This is a genomic window from Streptomyces sp. NBC_01520, assembly GCF_045040375.1.
GTDB lineage: Bacteria > Actinomycetota > Actinomycetes > Streptomycetales > Streptomycetaceae > Streptomyces.
Map to the genome: position 1 here is coordinate 7,679,594 of NZ_CP109404.1, position 18,257 is coordinate 7,697,850.

The window sequence follows — 18,257 nt, forward strand, 5'->3', positions numbered from 1 at the left end:
CGGATGACCGAGTCGACCACCGCTGAGACGCGGTCCACCGCCGAGACGCGGTCCGCCCCTGAGACGCGGTCCGCCCCTGAGATTCGGTCCATCCCTGAGACGCGGTCCACCGCCGAGGTGTCCAACGCCGATGTGCCGGCCGCTGCTCCGGCACAGGGCCCGGCGGCCGGACCGGCCACCCCGGAAGCCGCAGTGGCTGCCCTCGCGGCGGCGGGCCCCGGGCTGCCGTTCCTGATCGGGGTGCGCCACCACGCGCCCTCGCTGGCGGCCGCCCTCCCGGCACTACTGGACGCGGCGGCCCCCGACGTCCTCCTCGTCGAACTGCCCGCCGAGTTCCAGCCCTGGCTGGGCTGGCTCGCCCACGAGGAGACCGAGGCCCCGGTTGCGCTGGCCGCCGTGCCCGCCGACGGGCCAGGGCCCAGCTCGGAACGCGAACGGAGTCCGGCCTTCTACCCGTTCGCGGACTTCTCGCCCGAACTGGTCGCTCTGCGCTGGGCGGCAAGAAACGGGGTTCCGGCTGTGGCCTGCGATCTGCCGCTGGCCGACCGGGCGTGGGCGGGGGGCGGTCCGGAGACCCCCGCCCCCGTCCCGGGCGCCGGCTCCGCGCCCGTACCGGGGGAGGGGCACGGCCTGTCCGCCGCGCTCCGGTCCCGGCTCACCGGCCGGGACGGCGACGACCTGTGGGACAGACTGGTGGAGGCCCTCGCTCCCGGTTCGACACCCGAGGCGCTCCGCCGTGCGGCCCTGCTCACCGGCTGGGCGCTGCGCCACGAGGCCGAAGCGCGAGGCGGTGTGCAGGGCACGGACCTGGTGCGCGAGGCGTGTATGCGTGGACATGTCGCCGAGGCCCTGGCGAGCGGGCGGCGGCCCGCCGTGGTGGTGGGCGCCTTCCACACCCCGGCTCTGCTGCCGTCCGCCGCGAGGGCCGCCGGGCGCCCCGCATCGGAAGCGCCGGACGATGCCGTCTCGGCGCCGGAGCCGTCCGCGTCCACCGCCGTGCCGGAGCCGGGCGCGTACGACCATGTGAACAGCGCTTCCGGGACTGCGGCGTGCACGGTCTCCCTGGTCCCGTACACCTACCCGCTGCTCGACTCGCGGTCCGGCTACCCGGCCGGTATCCGGGACCCGGAGTGGCAGCACACCGTCCTGGACGCCGCCGGGGACCCGGCCGAACTGCACGAGGCGCTGATCCGTACCGTGGTCCGCGTCTGCGTCGCCCTGCGCGAACAGGGACACCCCTACGGCCCGGCGGACGGCCGGGAGGTCGTCCGGGTGGCCGGTGACCTGGCCCGCCTGCGCGACCTGCCCGCCCCCGGCCGCGGTGAACTCCTGGAAGCCGTGCAGACGGTGCTGGGGCGCGGCGAGACCTACGGCACGGGCCGCGCCGTCGCCCGGGCCCTCGAACACGTACTCGTCGGAGCCCGCACCGGGCGGCCCGCGCCCGCCGCTCCGCGCAGCGGACTGGGCCCCGCCGTCGAGGCAGATACCGCGGCGCTCTCCCTTCCCGGCCCGGAGGACGCGCACGAGAAGACACCGCGCGACCTCCGGCTCGACCCGGCGCGCTCCACCCTGGACCGGCGCCGCGAACTGCTGCTGCGCAGGCTGACGGTGTGCGGCATCCCTTACGCGCAGGAACAGGGGGTGACCGGCGCGGCGGGCACGGAAGGGCTCACGACGCGCTGGCAGGTGCGGTGGACCCCGGCGACGGCCGCGATGCTCACCGCGGCCGGGGCCCGCGGCGTCACCCCGGCCCAGGCGGCCGAGGGCGTACTGCGGCAACGGCACGCGGCCGAGGGCGCGGAGGGCGGCCCGACGGCCGCCCAGGTCGTCCGAGGCCTCACGGAGGCTGCCGAGTGCGGGCTCGCCGCCCTGGCCGACGAACGGCTCACGGAACTGGCCGCCGTACTCCCCGCGAGCGGCACCCTTCCCGAACTCCTTTCCGGGCTCGACCTGTTGGATCGCATCGACGCCGGCCACCTGCCGGGCCTGGCCGCGCCCGACGACTCCTCGGCGCCGGACGCCACCCCCGTCGCTTCCGCCCGTGCCGCCCGCACCGCGCGCGCCGCCGAACTGCTGACCTCGGCCGCGGTCCGCCAGGTCGACGGCCTGACCGGTTCCGAGGAGCCCGAGGACGCCCGGGCTCTGCTCGAACTGACCCAGCGGGCAGACCGGTTGGGCGGCATCCGGCTCACCGACGCTCTGGCCCGGCTGGCTGCCGACGGCACCCCGTTGATCGCCGCGGCCGCCGGAGCAGTCAGGGTGCTCACGGGCCACGAGGAGGCCGAGACCTTCGGGGGCCGCGTCGCCTCCTGGGTGGACGGAGCCGTGGACAGTACCTCCCGGGCCGCTCTCACGGCCCGCCTCACCGGCGTCCTGACGGTGGCGGGCCCGCTCCTGACCGTCGGCGTCGGCGCGCTGGATCCGTTGCTGAACCGGGTCGTCGAGCTGGACGACACCGCGTTCCTTGCCCGGCTGCCTGCCCTGCGCGGTGGCTTCGACACCTTGAGCCCGGCCGCTCGGGACCGGCTGCTGGACACCGTCGAGGAGCGGCTGGGCGAACGGGTGGACACCCTCGACGCGGACGATCCGGCCGAGCTGGCCCGCCGTACGGCCGCCGACCTCGCGGCCCGCGAGCTCCTGACCGGCCTCGGCCTGCCCGTCCCGCCGCCCGCGCACGACGACCGGGTCCCACCGCCGGCCGGCCACCCCGTCGCGACACGCCCCACCGTCACACCCGCCACCGTCACCGCCACCGCACCCTCCACCGAGGCCACCCCCGCGCGGACCCTCGCGCCCGCCGACCGGTGGCGGCTCGTGCTCGGCAGGCGTCCCGACCGACTGCCGTCCGGCGCCGCCCGCCTGGCGACCGCTCTGGACGAGCTCTACGGTGCGGGACACGGCGAGGGTTCCCGCAGCGGCCTGCCCGCCCACGGTCACGGTGGCGGCCGGGAACCGTCGTTCCCCGGCGTCCGCGAGTGGTCCGAGGAACTGGCCGCGCTGTTCGGCCCCGGCGTACGTGAGGAGGTCCTCGCCGCCGCGGCCGTGACAGGTCGGCAGGACGTCCTCGCCGAATTCGACCCGGCGGCTGCCACCCCTTCCGTGGAACTGCTCCGGACGGTCCTGCGCTACGCCGGCGGCCTCCCCGAAGCGCGCCTCGCGGCGCTCCGGCCGCTGGTCCGCCGCCTGGTCGACGAACTGACCCGGCAGCTCGCCACACGACTGCGACCCGCCCTCACCGGCACGATGCTGGCCAGGCCCACCCGCCGCCCCGGCGGCCGGCTCGACCTGCCGCGCACGCTGCGCGCCAACCTCGCCACCGCCCGCCGGACGGCCGACGGAACGGTCCAGGTGATCCCCGAGAAGCCGGTGTTCCGCAGTCGCGGCCGCCGGTCGGCCGACTGGCGCCTGATCCTGGTCACCGATGTCTCCGGATCCATGGAGGCGTCCACGATCTGGTCCGCGCTGACCGCCTCGGTGCTCGCCGGGGTGCCGACCCTGAGCACCCATTTCCTGGCCTTCTCCACGGAGGTCGTCGACCTCACCGGCCATGTGCACGATCCCCTCTCCCTCCTGCTGGAGGTGAGCGTGGGCGGGGGCACGCACATCGCCGCCGGGCTGCGGCACGCCCGCAGCCTGATCGCCGTGCCCACCCGCACCCTCGTCGTCGTCATCAGCGACTTCGAGGAGGGCGCGCCGCTCGGCGGACTGCTGGCCGAGGTGCGGGCCCTGGTGACCACCGGCTGCCACGTCCTCGGGTGCGCGAGCCTCGACGACGCCGGGCGGCCCCGCTACTCGACGGGCGTCGCCGGGCAGCTCGTGGCCGCCGGCATGCCCGTGGCGGCCCTCAGCCCACTCGAACTGGCCCGCTGGATAGGGGAGAAGACCGCATGAACGCCGACCGGTTGCCACCCGTCGCGCCGGAGGTCACGGCCACGCTGGTGGAGGACCTCTCGCCCCGGCTGCGCAAGCGGCTGGACGCGGCAGTCACCAAGCTCGGCGCCCGCCCGACACACCGCGACGGGGACACGGTGACGATCGCGGTCGACGACGAGACCGAGTTGCGCCTGCACGCCCCGGACGGCGTGGTGGCGACGGCGGACGCCATCACCTGTGGTTGCCTCCTCGCCCCGGCATGCGTCCACCGCGCGGCCGCCGCCTGCGCCGCCCCCACGGCGGACCCGGAGCTCGCCGCCCGTCCCACCCAGGCGGTCCCCGAACCCGCCTCCGCGACGGACCCCGCCCCCGGCTCCGACTCCTTGTCCGAGGTGGCGAGCCCGGCCCAGCGCGCTGCGGCCGAGGCCCTGTGGTCGGCGGGCGCAGCCGTGCTGGAAGCCGGCGTCGACGGGGCCGGCGCCGTCACCCAGTCGGCCCTCCTCCGTGCCGCGCACACCGCCCGGCTCCGGCACCTGCCGCGCGCCGCGGGCGCCGCGCTGTCCGTCGTCACGCTCGTGCGCGCGGCCCGCGTCGGAGACCCCTCCTACCGCACCGCCGACCTCGTCACCGCCCTGGCCGAACTCCTGGGCACAGCACACCGGGTGGGGACGACGTCCGGGGCGGAGCTGGCCGCGGTCAGAGGCAGCGCGCGCCGCCCGTACAGCCCGGACGGCTCACTGCGGCTGTACGGCCTGTTCACCGAGCCCGTGGTCACCGACTCGGGGCACGGCGGCGTCCGCACCTGGGTCGCCGGAACCGACGGCCGCCTCTGCACGGTCGGCGACGTGGCACCCGGCGGCGTCGGGCGCGCCCTGGGCGTGGCCGACCGGGCCGTGCGCCTGGGGGACAGTGCGCTCACCCACCGGGAGCTGGGCCGGGCCGGCCTGGCGGTCTCGGGGGCGACGGTCTCGCCGGACGGCAGACTGGGCGCCGGGAAGGGCGTCAAGGCAGTCACCGCCCGGGGTGCGGCCTGGACGGAGCCGCCGCTCGCCGCTCTGTGGGAGCCGCCGCCGTCCGAACAGGCAGCCCGCGCCCTGCGGTCCACCTCCCGCTACGCGGACCCGGACGGCGGAGGCCGCGACCTGCTCTTCCTGGACGTCGAACTCCTCGGCGCCGTACGGGAGCCGGGCGGCACCTGCCTGCTCGCGCTGTGCGAGGGTGGCATTCGCGTCCGGCTCACCGTCGCCGACGACGACCCCGCGCTGGCCCACCGCGACAACCTGATGCTGCTGGCCACGGCGCCGGGGACACGGCTGAGGATCATCGGCCGCCTGGTGCCCGCCCTCCACCCCCGGCTCACCCTCCTCGCCTGCTCGCACCCCACCGGCGAGGGAACGATCGACCTCGGCCTCGACCGTCTGCGCCGCGCCGACCTCCCGGACCCGGCCGCCCCCGCGCACCTCGCCCCGCCACAGCCCGGAGGGTCCGGCGAGCACTCGCCCCTGTACCTCCTGGAGCGCCGGGTCGAACAGACGGTCCCGGCGGGCCGCGCCGCCCTCGGCATGCTCGGCGACGTCACCGCCGAGACCCGCCGCCTCCGCCGGGCGGGCCTCCCCACGGCCGCCGGACTCCTCACCGCCCTGTGCACCGCGGCGGCCCAACGCGATCGCGACCTCTTCGGCCGGCTCCTCCCCGCCGACACCGACGGGTTCGCCACCTACTGGCTCACCGCCGCCCGTTACACGGCCGCCGTGGCCGAGTCCCTGTGCGCGGCAGCCTGGGAACCGACGCAGGCGGGCCGGGCCGCGGCACCATCCGCCCCGGGCCAGGGAGGGCCGTGGGCGTAAACCGTTCAGCCGTCCGGGGTGCGGACCGCCCCGGCTTTGAACAGCGTGCCGAACTTCTGGTGTCCTTGCTCGTCGTGGGTGAGGACATCACCGTTCGCTGAGGAATGTACGTTCGTACGCCCCCTGTTCCGGGATCCCGCGTATGCCTGTTGGTGTAGTGCACCGGCCCGCCCCGGCCGAGCGGCACGCCCGCGCGGAGCGGGCCCCGTAGAGCTGTCGCCGTGGCCGTCGGACGCGTGCTCGACGACTCCGGGAAGAAGAATCCAGGGTTTCATTCTGTCTATACTTGCTTGACCGAATGTCGACCAGGGTGGAGCTGAAGGGGGAGCCCGTGGAGGGATCAGAGCCGAACGGGACCGAGGCTGACGCGATCCTCGCGGCCGTCGCCGCCGGCGTCGACGGCATCGCCGCCACGGTCGGCGATCACTGTGAAGTACTGGTGCACGACTACCGCAACCCCGAGAGCTCGGTCGTGGCGGTCGGGGGGTCGGTCACGGGACGACGTGCCGGAGACCCGATGAGCGAGATCGGCCGGCGCATGCTCGCCGCCGGTGACGCGGCACGGCCGGACATCAACTACCGCAACCGCACCCCGGACGGCCGGATGATCAGGAGCTCGACAATCCCCTTGCGGGACAGCGGCGGACGCGTCATCGGCTGCCTCTGCATCAACGTGGACACCACCGCCCTGCACACTCTGCGGGACCAACTCGACATGATGCTGGGCGGGTCCGGGCCGGAAACCGTCCCGACGACCGAGTTCCCGTCAAGCTTCGACGCGGCGCTCGACGAGATCCTGCTGTACGAGGCCCGGTCCCGCGGCAAAGAGCTGACCGACCTGACCACGGCCGAACGCGCCGAGGTCCTGCGCCGGATCGACGAGCGCGGGCTGCTGCAGGCGCGCGGAGCCGTCCGCAGGATCAGCACCCGGCTCGGCGTCTCGCGCGCCGCCGTCTACAAGACCCTCAAGGCCGGCCATGGACGTGACTAGAGCACCCCTGCACACCGTCGCGGCGGGGGCACCGTCGACAAGGTGTACAGCCCCTGGCGGGCACGCTGGGGATCCGCGCGCCCGCCGCGCCATGGTTCCCGGCCCAGGGACGTGCCGAGATCACGGACGGAATCACCGGCATCATCGGCAAGGACTCGACGTCACCACCGACGGACGAGGACCGGACCGGGATCGCCGCGACTCCCCGGGATCTTCGCCGCGACTCCACAGGATCTCCCCCACGGTATCGGCGTCGTGGTCACCCATGGCCCGGACACGGCCGAGTACCTGACGGCACACGGCAATGTCCCCCGGTACCACGGTCGTTCTCACCGGCGCCGTCGAGCCCACGTCCGAAGGAGCCTTCACCTTGCCCACCACACCGTCCTTCTCGGCGGCAGCCGAGGGCCGCACCACTACACCTGAGCTCATCGACCGCTCCGGCACGCGCTACGAACTCACCGATCCGCGGTGGCGCGGCGACGACCGGTCACCCCTGATGGTCACCCCACTTCCCGGTATCACCGCTGACCAGATCGTCACCGGGGAACGGTCCCTGTGGCGCTATCAGGCAGCCCTGCCGATCACCCCCGGAGCGCGGGTGAGTCTCGGCGAAGGGTGGACCCCCTTGATCGAATCCGAGTGGTCGGGCCACTCCGTGCACTTCAAGCTCGAATGGTTCAACCCGACGTCGAGTTTCAAGGACCGCGGCGTGAGCGTGATGGTCTCCCATCTGCGGGACACCGGCGCCGAACGCCTCCTGGAGGACAGCTCGGGCAACGGAGGCTCGGCGGTGGCCGCCTACGCGGCGGCTGCCAGGATCCCGGCGAAGATCATCGTCCCCGCTGCCACATCGGAGGCGAAGGTCCTCCAGGCCAGGGCCTTCGGCGCCGAGATCGAGAGGGTGCCCGGAACCCGGGACGAGGTCGCCGCCGAAGCGGTCCGCCAGTCCGCGGAGATCCCCTACGCCAGCCACAACTGGCACCCGATGTTCCTGCAAGGCACCAAGACACTGGCCTACGAACTCTGGGAGATGCTCGGTTTCCGGGCGCCGGACAACGTGGTGCTCGTAGCGGGAGCCGGCAGCGTCATCCTGGGCTGCGACCTGGCCTTCACCGAACTGCTGGCCGCCGGCCAGATCGGCCACCGGCCACGGTTGCTCGTCGGACAGCCGGAACACTGGGCCACCATCGTCGACACCCTCAACGGGATCGACCCGGAGTCGCGGGGCGAACGGCTGCCGACCATCGCCGAAGGCGCCTCGATCGCGCGCCCCGTACGCCTGCCGGAGACGGTCGCCGCCATCACCCGTTCCGGCGGCGCCGGCTACGCCGTGCCGGAACGTGAGATCGCCGAAGCCCAGCGCCGCCTGGTCGCACAGGGGTTGTACGCCGAGCCGACGAGCGCCGTCGCCGCCGCGGCCCTGGAGCACTTCATCGCCGACGGGACCATCAGGCCCGGGCAGACCACGGTCGTGGTACTGACCGGCTCCGGACTCAAGTCCGCCGAGCGGATGTCGGGGATCTTCGACGGCACTTCTGCCGACCTGTCATGACCCCTACCACACCAGGGAGTTCCGCCTTGCCCACCGGCATCCAGCTCCGAGACAGCGCCGACCTCGTTCCGCCACGCGGCCACTACGCGCACACCGCCACCCACGCCGGGGTGGTGTACGTGTCGGGTCAGCTCCCGGTCACCCCCGAGGGTGTGGCGATCACGGACGCGCCGTTCGCAGTACAGGCACGCCAGACCCTCGACAACCTCGACAACTGCCTCGTCGCAGCCGGGACCTCCCGTGACCGTCTGCTCGCCGTCACGGTCTACGTCAGCAACATGGCCGACTGGCCGGAGTTCGACGCCCTGTACGCCGAGTGGATCGGCGCGCACCGTCCCTCCCGTGCGGTCGCCGGGGTGTCGAGCCTGCATTACGGCGCAGCGGTCGAGGTCCAGGCAGTCGCTGCCGCCGGCACCTGACCCGTGGCGGGGTTCCGCGGCGTGGGTGCGAGACTGAGCCCGTACTCGTTCAGCTCCGCGCGGCTACCGGCGTACTCGCTGTCCTGATCATGGTTCCCGGCCCGGACATGGCGGTGGTGACCAAGCGGGCCATGGCGTCAGGCTGGCAGGACGGCCTCCGCACGGTCGGGGGCATCACGGCGGGACTGCTCATACGGGGCGTCCTCACCGCGGTGGGTCTGGCCGCCGTCCTGGCGGCGTCCGCCACGGCGTACGCGGTCGTCAAGCTCGCCGGTGCCCTCTGTCCCGGCTTCCTGGGTGTCCAGACGTTGCTGCAGAGCCGGCGAAGCCGCCCGGTGAGTCAGGCAGCGAGCACTCCCGTCGGCAATCCGTGGCGTACCGGGTTGGTCGGCAACGTCTGCAACCCGAAGATCACCGTCTTCTGCACGGGCCTGCTGCCCACGCTCGCGCCGTCCGGCTTCTCGCCGCACCTGGGGATGTCCCTGCTGGTCCTCATCCACGCGGCCCTCACTCTCGTCTGCCTCGGCAGCTACGTGCCGGTGCCGGCCAAGGCCCGTACGTTCTTCGAGATGCAGGCCGTGCGACGCACCCTGGACCGCATCACAGGTTTCGTCCTGATCGGATTCGGCATCAAGGTCGCCACCTCCCAGCCCTGACCCTGAAGGGCGGTGTGACGTACGCGGCCCGGTCTGTAGCCCGCAGGCGCTGCGGCGCCCGTCGGGTGCGTGACACGTCGCGCGTGAACAGCCCGGAGGAGCCGAGGGCGGCGAGCCGGACGCGATGCTCACCCCGGATCGTCCTGGGGTTCGACACCCAGGCCGGTGCGCCGAACAGTCGGCCGGGGGAGCGGCGGTTGCTGGTGCCGACGGCAGGCCTGCGGCCCCGGCAGCCGCCACACAGTGACAGCGCTGACGGACCTCGCGGCGGCGTCTGCAAGCCGGCGTCTGCTGACGGTGTGCCCGGTCTGCCGGACGTCGGGAGCGGTGCGGACGTCGAGGAGCAGGTGCGGCTCCCTGTGGTGACCGAGCGTGGCCGGACGTCCGTCCGGTCGGGATGCCGAAGCGGTGATCTGCGAGGGACCGGGACGACGGCCTGCGGCGATCTTCCGAACGCTCCGCGCCGCTCTCGTCGGCAGTCGCCGGGCGCGGAATTCCGTCTCGTACTCCTTGCGTCCGGCGATGCCCGGGAGCTCGGTTCGCATGCGCGGGGTGCCACACGGAATATACCCCCGGGGGTAATGGTGTTAATGTGAGTGACATACCCCCGGGGGTAATCTACGAGGAAGGGAGTCCAGGTGTTCTTCATCGACACCATCACGCAGGAAGGGCTCGGCAACCGCAGTTACCTGGCGGGTGGCGAGAGGATCGCGGTAGTGGTGGACCCGCCCCGCGACGTCTACCGGGTCCTGGCGGCCGCCACCCTGCGCGGTGTGCGGATAACCCATGTGATGGAGACCCACATCCACAACGACTACGTCACCGGCGGCCTGGAACTGGCGCGGATCACCGGAGCCGCCTACCTGGTCCCGGCCGGTGCGCGCGTCTCGTTCGCCCGGACCGCGGTCGCCGACGGCGACACCGTCGACATCGACACGGGACTGACTCTGGTGGCGGTGGCCACCCCGGGGCACACGCCGCACCACACCACCTACGTGCTCAGCGAGGCGGGCAGCCCGGTGGCCGCCTTCACCGGTGGTTCCCTGCTGATAGGCACGGTCGGCCGCCCGGATCTCGTCGAGCCGCGCCTGACCGAACAGCTGGCGCGCGCACAGCACGCCTCGGCCCGTCGTCTCGCGGACTCCCTGCCGGACGAGACGCCGGTGCTGCCCACTCATGGGTTCGGCAGTTTCTGTTCCTCCGCGCAGGCCGACGGAGACGCGACCACGATCGGCAAGGAGAGGATCACCAACGCGGCCCTCACCGTCGATGCGGACACCTTCGTCGCCGACCTGCTCGCGGGTCTGGAGGACGTGCCCGCCTACTACGCGTACATGGGCCCGATCAACACGGCCGGCCCCGCGCCGGTGGACCTGACTCCGCCCGCTCCCGCCGATCCGGACGAGATCGGCGCCCGGCTCGCGGCGGGGGAGTGGGTGGTGGACCTGCGCAGCCGGATGGCTTTCGCCGAAGGGCACGTGGCGGGTTCGTTCAACTTCGAGGCCGATGGAAAGCTCGCGACCTACCTGGCCTGGATGATCCCCTGGGGCAGGCCGGTCACCCTGCTCGCCGAGTCCGCGGAACAGCTTGCCGCCGCCCAGCGCGAGCTGGTCCGGGTCGGCATCGACCGCCCGGTCGCCGCCGCGACCGGTGGACCCGGTGACTGGTTGCGTGACGGGGAGAGCGCGGCTTCGTTCCCCCGCTCCACCTTTGCGGGACTGGCCGGGCAGGACACGGACCGGATCGTCGTGCTGGATGTGCGCCGTGACTCGGAGCGCGCGGCCGGCTGGATCGCGGGTTCGGTCCACATCCCCGTACATCAGCTGCACCGGCGCGTCGGCGAGGTGCCCGACGGCACGGTCTGGGTGCACTGTGCCGGCGGAATGCGCGCCGGAATCGCCGCCTCGCTGCTGGATGCCGCAGGGCGGCGTGCCGTCGCCGTGGATGACGGCTTCGATGCCGCCGCGGAGGCCGGGCTGGCCGTCGTCACCGCCTGAATTCAAGAGATTGCCGGGTCGAACCGGTGGTGATCCCACCCGAACGAGAAAGGTGACGTCGATGATGTTCCTCTTCCGTAGGAGCGAGCAGCGCCTGTCCGTCGACGAGGCGCGTACACGCACCGGCGGCGACCGGCCCGAGGCCGTTCTGCTGGACGTGCGCGAGAAACCCGAGTGGAGGATCGGCCACGCCCCCGGTGCGGTGCACGCACCGCTGACCGGGCTGGTCGCGGGCGCCGCGCTGCCGCAAGAGGTGCACGGCAGCCCCGTCGTGGTGATCTGCCGCAGCGGGCACAGGTCCCGGCAGGCGGTGAAGCTCCTCGCGGAGCGGGGAACGGACGCGGTGGACGTCCAAGGCGGCATGAACGCGTGGGCCGCCGCCGGGTACCCGGTCCTCGACGAACGCGGGAACAGCGGCTCGATAGCGTGACGACCCTCGTTCTCGCCCTCGTTGCCGGGACCTTCATCGGTCTTGCACTCGGGGCCCTCGGCGGAGGTGGCAGCGTCCTCGCCGTACCCGCGCTGATCTACCTGCTCGACTTCTCACCGGCGGCGGCCGTCACCGCCGGCCTGATCATCGTCACCGCGACCTCGGCCGGCGCCCTCTACGCCCATGCCAGGGACGGGAACGTCGCCTGGCGAACGGGGCTGTTGTTCGCCGCGGCCGGTGTCGTTCCGGCGTTCCTCGCCGGAGCTCTCGCAGGCCGTCTGCCGGAAGTGGCTCTCACCACGGCATTCGCCGCCGTCGCCGCGCTGGCGGCCCTGCGGATGCTGCGGCCCTCGAACGCCGGACCGCCGGAACGGCCACGGCCCGCCAAGGCGGTCGGAGCGGGTGCCGGGCTGGGGGCCGTGACCGGATTCCTCGGTGTGGGCGGCGGATTCCTCGCCGTTCCCGCCCTGGTGAGCGTGCTCGGTCTGCGCATGAAGCAGGCCGTGGGCACCAGCCTGCTGGTCATCACCGTCAACTCCCTGGCCGCGCTCACCGCACGATCGGGAACCGGTGGTGACCTACGATGGGAGGTGATCGCACCGTTCGCGGGAGCCGCAATTCTCGGCGCCTGGGACGGCAAACGCCTCGCCACGAAGATCACGGGCGTGACCCTGCAGAAGGCCTTCGCCTTCGCTCTGCTGGCGGTGGCGGCCCTCATGCTCGTCGACGTGATCGTCTGATCACGAAGGCCCCCGAGAGGTCAGGCCAGGGAGAGGAACAGCTTCTCCAGCCGGGCACGCATCTCGTTCGGGTCCTCGCCGGAGCGCTGCCCGTCCGCCATCTCCGTCAGGCACTGCTGGAGGCCGGTCGCGATGATCGCGAAGCCGGCCCGGTCGAGCGCCCGCGACGCGGCCGCCAGCTGTGTGACGACCTCCTCGCAGTCCCGGCCTTCCTCGATCATCCGGATCACTCCGGAGATCTGCCCCTGAGCCCGGCGCAACCGGTTCAGGACCGACTTCAGTTCCGCTCCTGCCAGTTCAAGCTCCATCATCACTCCTCATAAATACCCCCAGGGGTAATATACTCCCCTTGGCCGGGGCACCGTCGACAAGCAAGGATGGCATCTGCCACGACCGCGATCATCACCTCCACATCGATCAGGCCCGTACCCGCCTGCACGAACTGACCGTCATCGACGTCCGTACCCCGGGCGAGTACGCCGGCGGTCACCTCCCCGGCGCCCTCAACATCCCCCTCGACCGGATCCAGCAGGCCCTGCCCGACATCCGCCACGCGGTTGACCGCGGTGATGTCCTGGTCGTGTGCGCCTCCGGTGCCCGCTCCCGGAACGCCTGCCGGATTCTCGCCGGGAGCGGGATCGGTGCCGCCACCCTCTCCGGCGGCACCGGTGCCTGGGCGGCCGACGGCCACGACCTGCACCGCCCCCGGGGGGCCACCCGCGCCAGGTGGGGCATGGAGCGGCAGGTCCGCTTCGCAGCGGGAACCGTCGTCCTGCCGGGTCTGCTCGTCGGCTTCCTGGTCCACCCCGCCTTCCAGGTCGTCTCGGCCGGCATCGCTGCCGAGGAGGTCGAGCCGGTCACGGGCCAGGTCGTCGGCTTCGTCCTGACCGGAGACGGCTCGTCGACCGTCTACGTCAGCGGCGACAACGCGTCGCTCGACGCGGTCAGGCAGATCGCCGAGCGGTTCGGGCCGGTGGACACCGCCGTCCTGTTTGCCGGCCCCCCCCCGCCTCCCTGTCGTTTTCGAGGGCGGCCTGGTCGTCCTGGACAGTGCGCAGACCGCCCAGGCCACCGAGATCCTCGGCGCCCGCCGCGTGGTCCCCGCTCACCACGACAGCCGGACGCACTTCACGCAGGGCCGCAAGGAGCTGGAAGCTGCCTTCACCGCCGCCGGTCCGGCGGACCGCCTGGACCCGGACCGGCTCCAGCGCGGCTGAGTCGGATTCGGGCCATCCGCGTCAACTGCACCCTGTGGGAGGCCGGTTGACCTGATGTTCGTCCTGCTCGCGGTCGAGGGCTGGAAGGTCGTCGAGTAGCGGGCGTGTGAACCTCGTCGACCTGCCAGGCCGGCACTCCCCGCCAGCGGCGCCCGGTGCCGACGCGGCCGGCTCCGGCACTCCCGGATGTGGTGCTGGGCGACCGCGGCCACGGACCACGACAAGTACCGCCGCCGCGTCCGAAGTATCTCTGCGTATAGCGCTGATCCCCCGCCGGGACACCGAGCGTGGTTCAGGACTCGGTGCCCAACGCCGGTTCGTGGGGTGAGCATTCGCCCACCTGCACTGGTCCCGGTGCCTGCGGATCCGCTGGGAGATTCGCGATGACATCCACGAAGCCTTCCTCACCCTCGGATGCGCACCGAGCTGCCGGCGACGCCTGAACTCCCGGTAGGAGTTTCACGACAGGCACGGCTTGCGTTGACGGCCCGGTGGCCGAACCTCAGGTCGGCTTGCGCCACACGGAGATGTGCTTTGCGGAGTCCTGGGTGAACGGCGTCCCGTCCCAGTCCGAGACGCGACGTTCCCTCTCGAGCCCGGCGATCCGTGCCATCAGGTCGAGCTCTGCCGGCCAGGCGTAGCGGTGCCGGGAGTTGCCTCGGCGGTAGCGGCCGTCGTCGCCGTCGCGGGTGAAGTGGTGCGAGACGAGAATCTGCTCGACGAGGTCGAAGGTGTCGAAGCCGAGATGCTGCTCCGAGACGTCGAACGGCACCGCGACCTGGCCGGGCGGCAGGAGCCGCAGCGGCGGCACGCCCAGCTCGATGACGAATCGGCCGCCGGGCTTCAGATGACGTGCGGCGTTGCGGAAGCACTCGACCTGCTCGTCCTGCGTGAGCAGGTTCGTGATGGTGTTGTAGACGAGATAGACCAGGGTGAACTCGCCGGGAACGACGGTGGTGGCCATGTCCCCGATGACGACCGGGAGCGTGTCCTCGTCGGTCTTGCGCCGCAGCACCGCTGCCATGTGCTCGGACAGTTCGATGCCCACCACCGGCACGCCGCGTTCCCGGAGCGGGACGCCCACTCGTCCGGTCCCGATGGCGAACTCCAGTGCCCGGCCGTCTCCGGCGAGCTCGGCGAGGAAGGCGAGGGTCGGTCCGAGAACGGCGGCCGAGGACATCTCGGTCTCCTCGGCGTCATAGCGGTCGGCGGTCGCACGGGTCCACAGCTCACTGCTCGTCACGGGCCGCCACTTTGCCGGGTACCGAGGGGCGCTGTCGACGCAATTACCTTCCACCGGCTCCGATCACACAGTTCGGGGCTGGCCGGTACAGACCCTTCAGGGCACAGCCCGGCCCGGGCGCACGGCCACTGCAGTGGTGTGGTCGTTCCTCTCGGCGCGGAGTGCGCCGGCCACAGCTTGTCGTCGACTTCCCGTGGCTTCGGCCGAGCGACCCAGCACCTGCGCATCACCGGTCTCGGAGTGATCCGGCCACCTCGGAGATCATTTCGTGGGGAGTCCTACACCGGCCGGGAGTGTTCGGCTCGGGGCAGGCCGAGCAGGCCGCGTGCCACGACTTCGACGGACTCGTCTCGCTCCCTGGCCAGAGCGATCACCGCTCGGCAGGCGAGCTCGTTGATCCCGAAGGCCAGGGCGTCGGGTGCGACCCAGCCGGCCGCTTCGTCGAGGCGGTCCGCGTCGTCCTCGGCGCTCGCGGTCACATAGGTCGCGGCGGCTTCGAAGACGTTGTGCCGTGGCCGGGACGGGTCCCGTGGCGGAACGGGGACGGGCGGATGCGCGGCGAAGGCCTTTCGGAGACGGGCAAGCGCACGACGAACAGTGATCATGTAAAGCCGCCTTCCCTGGGACGACGCGGTCGGCGTCGCGTACCGCACACACCTCAAGTCTGCCACCGAGCAAAGGAGTTCGAACCTGATCGGTCCGACGTGGGTGGGTGACCACGCCGACAACTGCTCCAACGGCGACGTCATCGACCACTCGGACTGGTACGGCGCCCGGAGACATCGAGGAATCGCCATCACCCCGCTCGCCCGGTCACCGGCGCCTCGTTCACCCGGTGTGTTCACGGCGCACCCACCAGGCGGTCCAGCGATGGAGCCAGAACCGGGACGAGCGCCTCCGCGTACGCCTCCGAGAGGTGGCTCTCGTCCCGGTAGACGGCCGTGTCGGCGACGACCACGGGGCAGATGCCGGTGCCGGGGGCGCAGAGCCACGGGGTGGGGTCGATGACCGTGGTGGCCGTTGTGGACGCGGCGGCGCGGAGGGCGGCACCGCGGGTCGCGTCGCGCGTCGCGTCCGGCAAGTGGTTCGCGCAGGCGCGCAGTTGCAGGGAGTTCTCGGCGGCGCAGTCGACCGGGTCGCCCTTGGGCCACGGGGTGTCGAGCAGGGCGGCGACCCGGGTGCCGGGGTCGGCCAGCTCGCGGAAGGTGTGCTCGAAGCCGGTGGTCCACTGGCCGAGGGGGTCGGCGGTGGGGCGGAACGGGTCTCCGGCGTCCGAGGAGGAGACGACGACCAGGTCGGGGTGCAGGGTCTCGATCCTCGCCATCGCTGCGGTGCGCCAGGTGTCGCAGGCGGTGTACGGCTCGTGGCCGCTGACGATGGTCACGGCGGCGACCTTGCAGGAGGCCTTCGTCAGCGAGACCAGTTTCCAGCCGTGTGTGGTCGCGAGCCGTTCCAGGGCCGGGAACCACTGGGCCGCGTGCGAGTCGCCGAGCAGGACGACCGTACGCGAGGACGTCCGGTCGCCGTAGACGCAGGGCCCGGTGGTGGTGGCGGCGTAGTTGACGTGGCAGTTGTCCCGGTAGACCGCGGAGCGGGAGGACCTCACCTTCAGCAGGGGCGGGGCGAGGTTGCTCGGCAGGGACGTGGGGGACGACGCCAGGAGTTCGGTGAGACGCGCCTGCGGGGCCGGTGCGTCGGAGAGAGCAGGCGCCAGCGCCGGCGCGGGCCCGCCCACCTCGATCGTCGGCGGCACCGCCGTCGCCGTCAGGGACAGCGCCGAGACGCCGGACGACAGCGCGGCCCCGAGAACCAGGGCGCGGTGCGGGCGCTTGCGGAAGGCCCGGTGGAAGCGGACCGGGTTCTCGGCGAGGCGCAGGGTCAGCCACGCCAGGCCCAGCGCTGCCACGGACAGCCCGAGCGCGAGCGGTACGCCGGCGGTGCCGTCGACGATGCCCAGCGCCGCAGGGGCTATGACCAGCAGCGGCCAGTGCCACAGGTACCAGCCGTACGACAGACCGCCGAGCCAGACGAGCGGCCGCCGCCCCAACAGCCACGCCGCGCCCTGCGGGGTGGGCACGCAGCCGCCGGCCAGGATGAGGGCGGCGCCCGCGACCGGCAGCAGGGCGTGGTGGCCGGGGAAGGGCGTCTCGACGTCGAACCAGACCGCTGCCAGCGTGACGCCGGCGAGGCCGACCCAGGTCAGCGGGGCCGCGATTGCGGCCGGCAGCCGTCGCAGCCGGCCGGCGCCCAGCGCCAGGAGCGCGCCGGCACCCAGCTCCCAGGCCCGGGTGAGGGAGCCGAAGTACGCCCAGGGGGCCGAGGAGTTCGTCTCGATGACGCCCGCCGCGAACGATCCCAGGCACAGCACCCCGAGCAGCACCGCGATCGGCCGGCGCCGGCCGCGGGTGGCCCGCCAGGCGAGCAGCAGGAGCAGCGGCCACACCAGGTAGAACTGCTCCTCCACGGCGAGTGACCAGAAGTGCTGGAACGGCGACGGCGGGCTGTTCTGGGCGAGATAGTCCGTACCGGCCGCCGCCAGCCGGAAATTGACCGCGTACAGCGCGCCGGCGAGGGCGTCCCCCGCGTACTCGGCGAGCCGCGCCTTCGACAGGAACAGCCATGCCCCGCCCAGTGTGACGGCGATGACCAGGGACGACGCGGGAAGCAGCCGCAGTGCCCGGCGGGCGTAGAACGAACGGACCGACACCCGGCCGGTGGTGGCGAGCTCGCGCAGCAGCAGCGACGTGATCAGGAAGCCGGAAATCACGAAGAAGACGTCGACCCCGATGTATCCGCCGCCGACCAGGGGTACGCCGGAGTGGGAGAGGACCACCAGCCCGACGGCCACCGCGCGCAGCCCCTGGATGTCGAGCCGCAGGGCGTGGCCTTCGGACGGTGCGGATCTGCCGCTCGTCGTGACCTCGGGTATCGGGACGGACGTGGTGCTCGGCATCAGGGAGTGACTCCTCGGGGGACCGGCATGCTTCGGCTGAGGGAGGTGCTTCAGCCAAGAGGAGCTGTCCACCGCCGCACGGGGTTGCGCTGTTGCCGACCCGACCCCGCCGCAGCCGAGAAGATTCAGCCGCGGGAAATCAACGGTTCACCTTCCGGTGCGGTGACACGCCTTGAGCGAGAGCCGGTACGGCGTGTTCCTCCGCGAGCCGGCATCAGGCAGCGACGCCCCAGGTCGTGAATGCCGGTCGCCCGCCGGCGGTGCGCCCATGCTTCCGCATGTGCGGGGAATCGGGGGCCGGATGCCCTCCCGGGTAAGCCGGATCATCCCGAGCGG

At 72.6% G+C, this 18,257-nt stretch carries 14 protein-coding genes and 1 pseudogene; 11 read left to right on the top strand and 4 right to left on the bottom strand.

Annotation, left to right across the window (positions count from 1 at the left end; all coding sequences use genetic code 11):
- Positions 1–3 precede the first annotated feature (3 nt).
- From OG524_RS34480 to OG524_RS34520, 9 genes are all read left to right on the top strand, one after another.
- Entirely contained in the window at positions 4–3,891 is a 3,888-nt protein-coding gene (locus tag OG524_RS34480; protein WP_405812321.1) for a vWA domain-containing protein, read from the top strand.
- Positions 3,888–5,720, top strand: a complete 1,833-nt coding sequence (locus OG524_RS34485; RefSeq protein WP_405812322.1) for a hypothetical protein — start codon at positions 3,888–3,890, stop codon at positions 5,718–5,720. The genes OG524_RS34480 and OG524_RS34485 overlap by 4 nt, the downstream gene beginning before the upstream one ends.
- A 331-nt stretch (positions 5,721–6,051) precedes the next feature.
- Positions 6,052–6,711, top strand: coding sequence for a transcriptional regulator (locus OG524_RS34490; protein ID WP_405386316.1), 660 nt, complete (start codon positions 6,052–6,054; stop codon positions 6,709–6,711).
- Between the two features lie 370 nt (positions 6,712–7,081).
- On the top strand, positions 7,082–8,266 hold the full coding sequence (locus tag OG524_RS34495) for a pyridoxal-phosphate dependent enzyme (RefSeq protein WP_405386314.1): 1,185 nt from the start codon (positions 7,082–7,084) through the stop codon (positions 8,264–8,266).
- Positions 8,267–8,292: 26 nt separating this feature from the next.
- Positions 8,293–8,685 carry a RidA family protein gene (locus tag OG524_RS34500; protein ID WP_405812323.1) on the top strand — a complete coding sequence of 131 codons (393 nt, stop codon included), beginning with the start codon at positions 8,293–8,295 and terminating at the stop codon, positions 8,683–8,685.
- An 89-nt stretch (positions 8,686–8,774) separates the two neighbouring features.
- Positions 8,775–9,341: a LysE family translocator gene (locus tag OG524_RS34505; protein ID WP_405386310.1), complete on the top strand. Its 567-nt coding sequence runs from the start codon at positions 8,775–8,777 to the stop codon at positions 9,339–9,341.
- A gap of 638 nt (positions 9,342–9,979) precedes the next feature.
- Entirely contained in the window at positions 9,980–11,338 is a 1,359-nt protein-coding gene (locus tag OG524_RS34510) for a rhodanese-like domain-containing protein (protein WP_405812324.1), read from the top strand.
- Positions 11,339–11,402: 64 nt separating this feature from the next.
- Positions 11,403–11,768 carry a rhodanese-like domain-containing protein gene (locus tag OG524_RS34515; RefSeq protein ID WP_405393011.1) on the top strand — a complete coding sequence of 122 codons (366 nt, stop codon included), beginning with the start codon at positions 11,403–11,405 and terminating at the stop codon, positions 11,766–11,768.
- Positions 11,765–12,508, top strand: a complete 744-nt coding sequence (locus tag OG524_RS34520; protein ID WP_405812325.1) for a sulfite exporter TauE/SafE family protein — start codon at positions 11,765–11,767, stop codon at positions 12,506–12,508. Before OG524_RS34515 ends, OG524_RS34520 begins: the two co-directional genes overlap by 4 nt.
- 20 nt (positions 12,509–12,528) lie before the next feature.
- Here the strand turns inward: OG524_RS34520 and OG524_RS34525 are convergent, their stop codons facing one another.
- On the bottom strand, positions 12,529–12,816 hold the full coding sequence (locus tag OG524_RS34525) for a metal-sensitive transcriptional regulator (protein WP_384493298.1): 288 nt from the start codon (positions 12,814–12,816) through the stop codon (positions 12,529–12,531).
- 74 nt (positions 12,817–12,890) lie between these two features.
- Between OG524_RS34525 and OG524_RS34530 the strand changes: the two are divergent.
- Together OG524_RS34530 and OG524_RS34535 are read left to right on the top strand one after the other, a co-directional pair.
- Positions 12,891–13,346, top strand: a pseudogene (locus OG524_RS34530) (rhodanese-like domain-containing protein); the annotation flags it as partial.
- A 154-nt stretch (positions 13,347–13,500) separates the two neighbouring features.
- Complete coding sequence (locus tag OG524_RS34535) at positions 13,501–13,725, top strand: hypothetical protein (RefSeq protein WP_405812553.1); 225 nt, start codon at positions 13,501–13,503, stop codon at positions 13,723–13,725.
- Between the two features lie 502 nt (positions 13,726–14,227).
- On the opposite strand, the gene OG524_RS34540 is transcribed toward OG524_RS34535, so the two are convergent.
- From OG524_RS34540 to OG524_RS34550, 3 genes are all read right to left on the bottom strand, one after another.
- Positions 14,228–14,968 carry a class I SAM-dependent DNA methyltransferase gene (locus tag OG524_RS34540; RefSeq protein ID WP_405386302.1) on the bottom strand — a complete coding sequence of 247 codons (741 nt, stop codon included), beginning with the start codon at positions 14,966–14,968 and terminating at the stop codon, positions 14,228–14,230.
- A 278-nt stretch (positions 14,969–15,246) separates the two neighbouring features.
- Complete coding sequence (locus tag OG524_RS34545; protein WP_405386300.1) at positions 15,247–15,573, bottom strand: hypothetical protein; 327 nt, start codon at positions 15,571–15,573, stop codon at positions 15,247–15,249.
- A gap of 236 nt (positions 15,574–15,809) precedes the next feature.
- Entirely contained in the window at positions 15,810–17,921 is a 2,112-nt protein-coding gene (locus tag OG524_RS34550; RefSeq protein WP_405812326.1) for an acyltransferase family protein, read from the bottom strand.
- Positions 17,922–18,257: the final 336 nt, after the last annotated feature.

Bases quoted from the DNA above. Each gene is read 5' to 3' on its own strand.
- OG524_RS34480 (WP_405812321.1), top strand. From the start codon at position 4: ATGACCGAGTCGACCACCGCTGAGACGCGGTCCACCGCCGAGACGCGG.
- OG524_RS34505 (WP_405386310.1), top strand. From the start codon at position 8,775: ATGGTTCCCGGCCCGGACATGGCGGTGGTGACCAAGCGGGCCATGGCG.
- OG524_RS34515 (WP_405393011.1), top strand. From the start codon at position 11,403: ATGTTCCTCTTCCGTAGGAGCGAGCAGCGCCTGTCCGTCGACGAGGCG.
- OG524_RS34485 (WP_405812322.1), top strand. From the start codon at position 3,888: ATGAACGCCGACCGGTTGCCACCCGTCGCGCCGGAGGTCACGGCCACG.
- OG524_RS34550 (WP_405812326.1), bottom strand. From the start codon at position 17,921: ATGCCGAGCACCACGTCCGTCCCGATACCCGAGGTCACGACGAGCGGC.
- OG524_RS34525 (WP_384493298.1), bottom strand. From the start codon at position 12,816: ATGGAGCTTGAACTGGCAGGAGCGGAACTGAAGTCGGTCCTGAACCGG.
- OG524_RS34545 (WP_405386300.1), bottom strand. From the start codon at position 15,573: ATGATCACTGTTCGTCGTGCGCTTGCCCGTCTCCGAAAGGCCTTCGCC.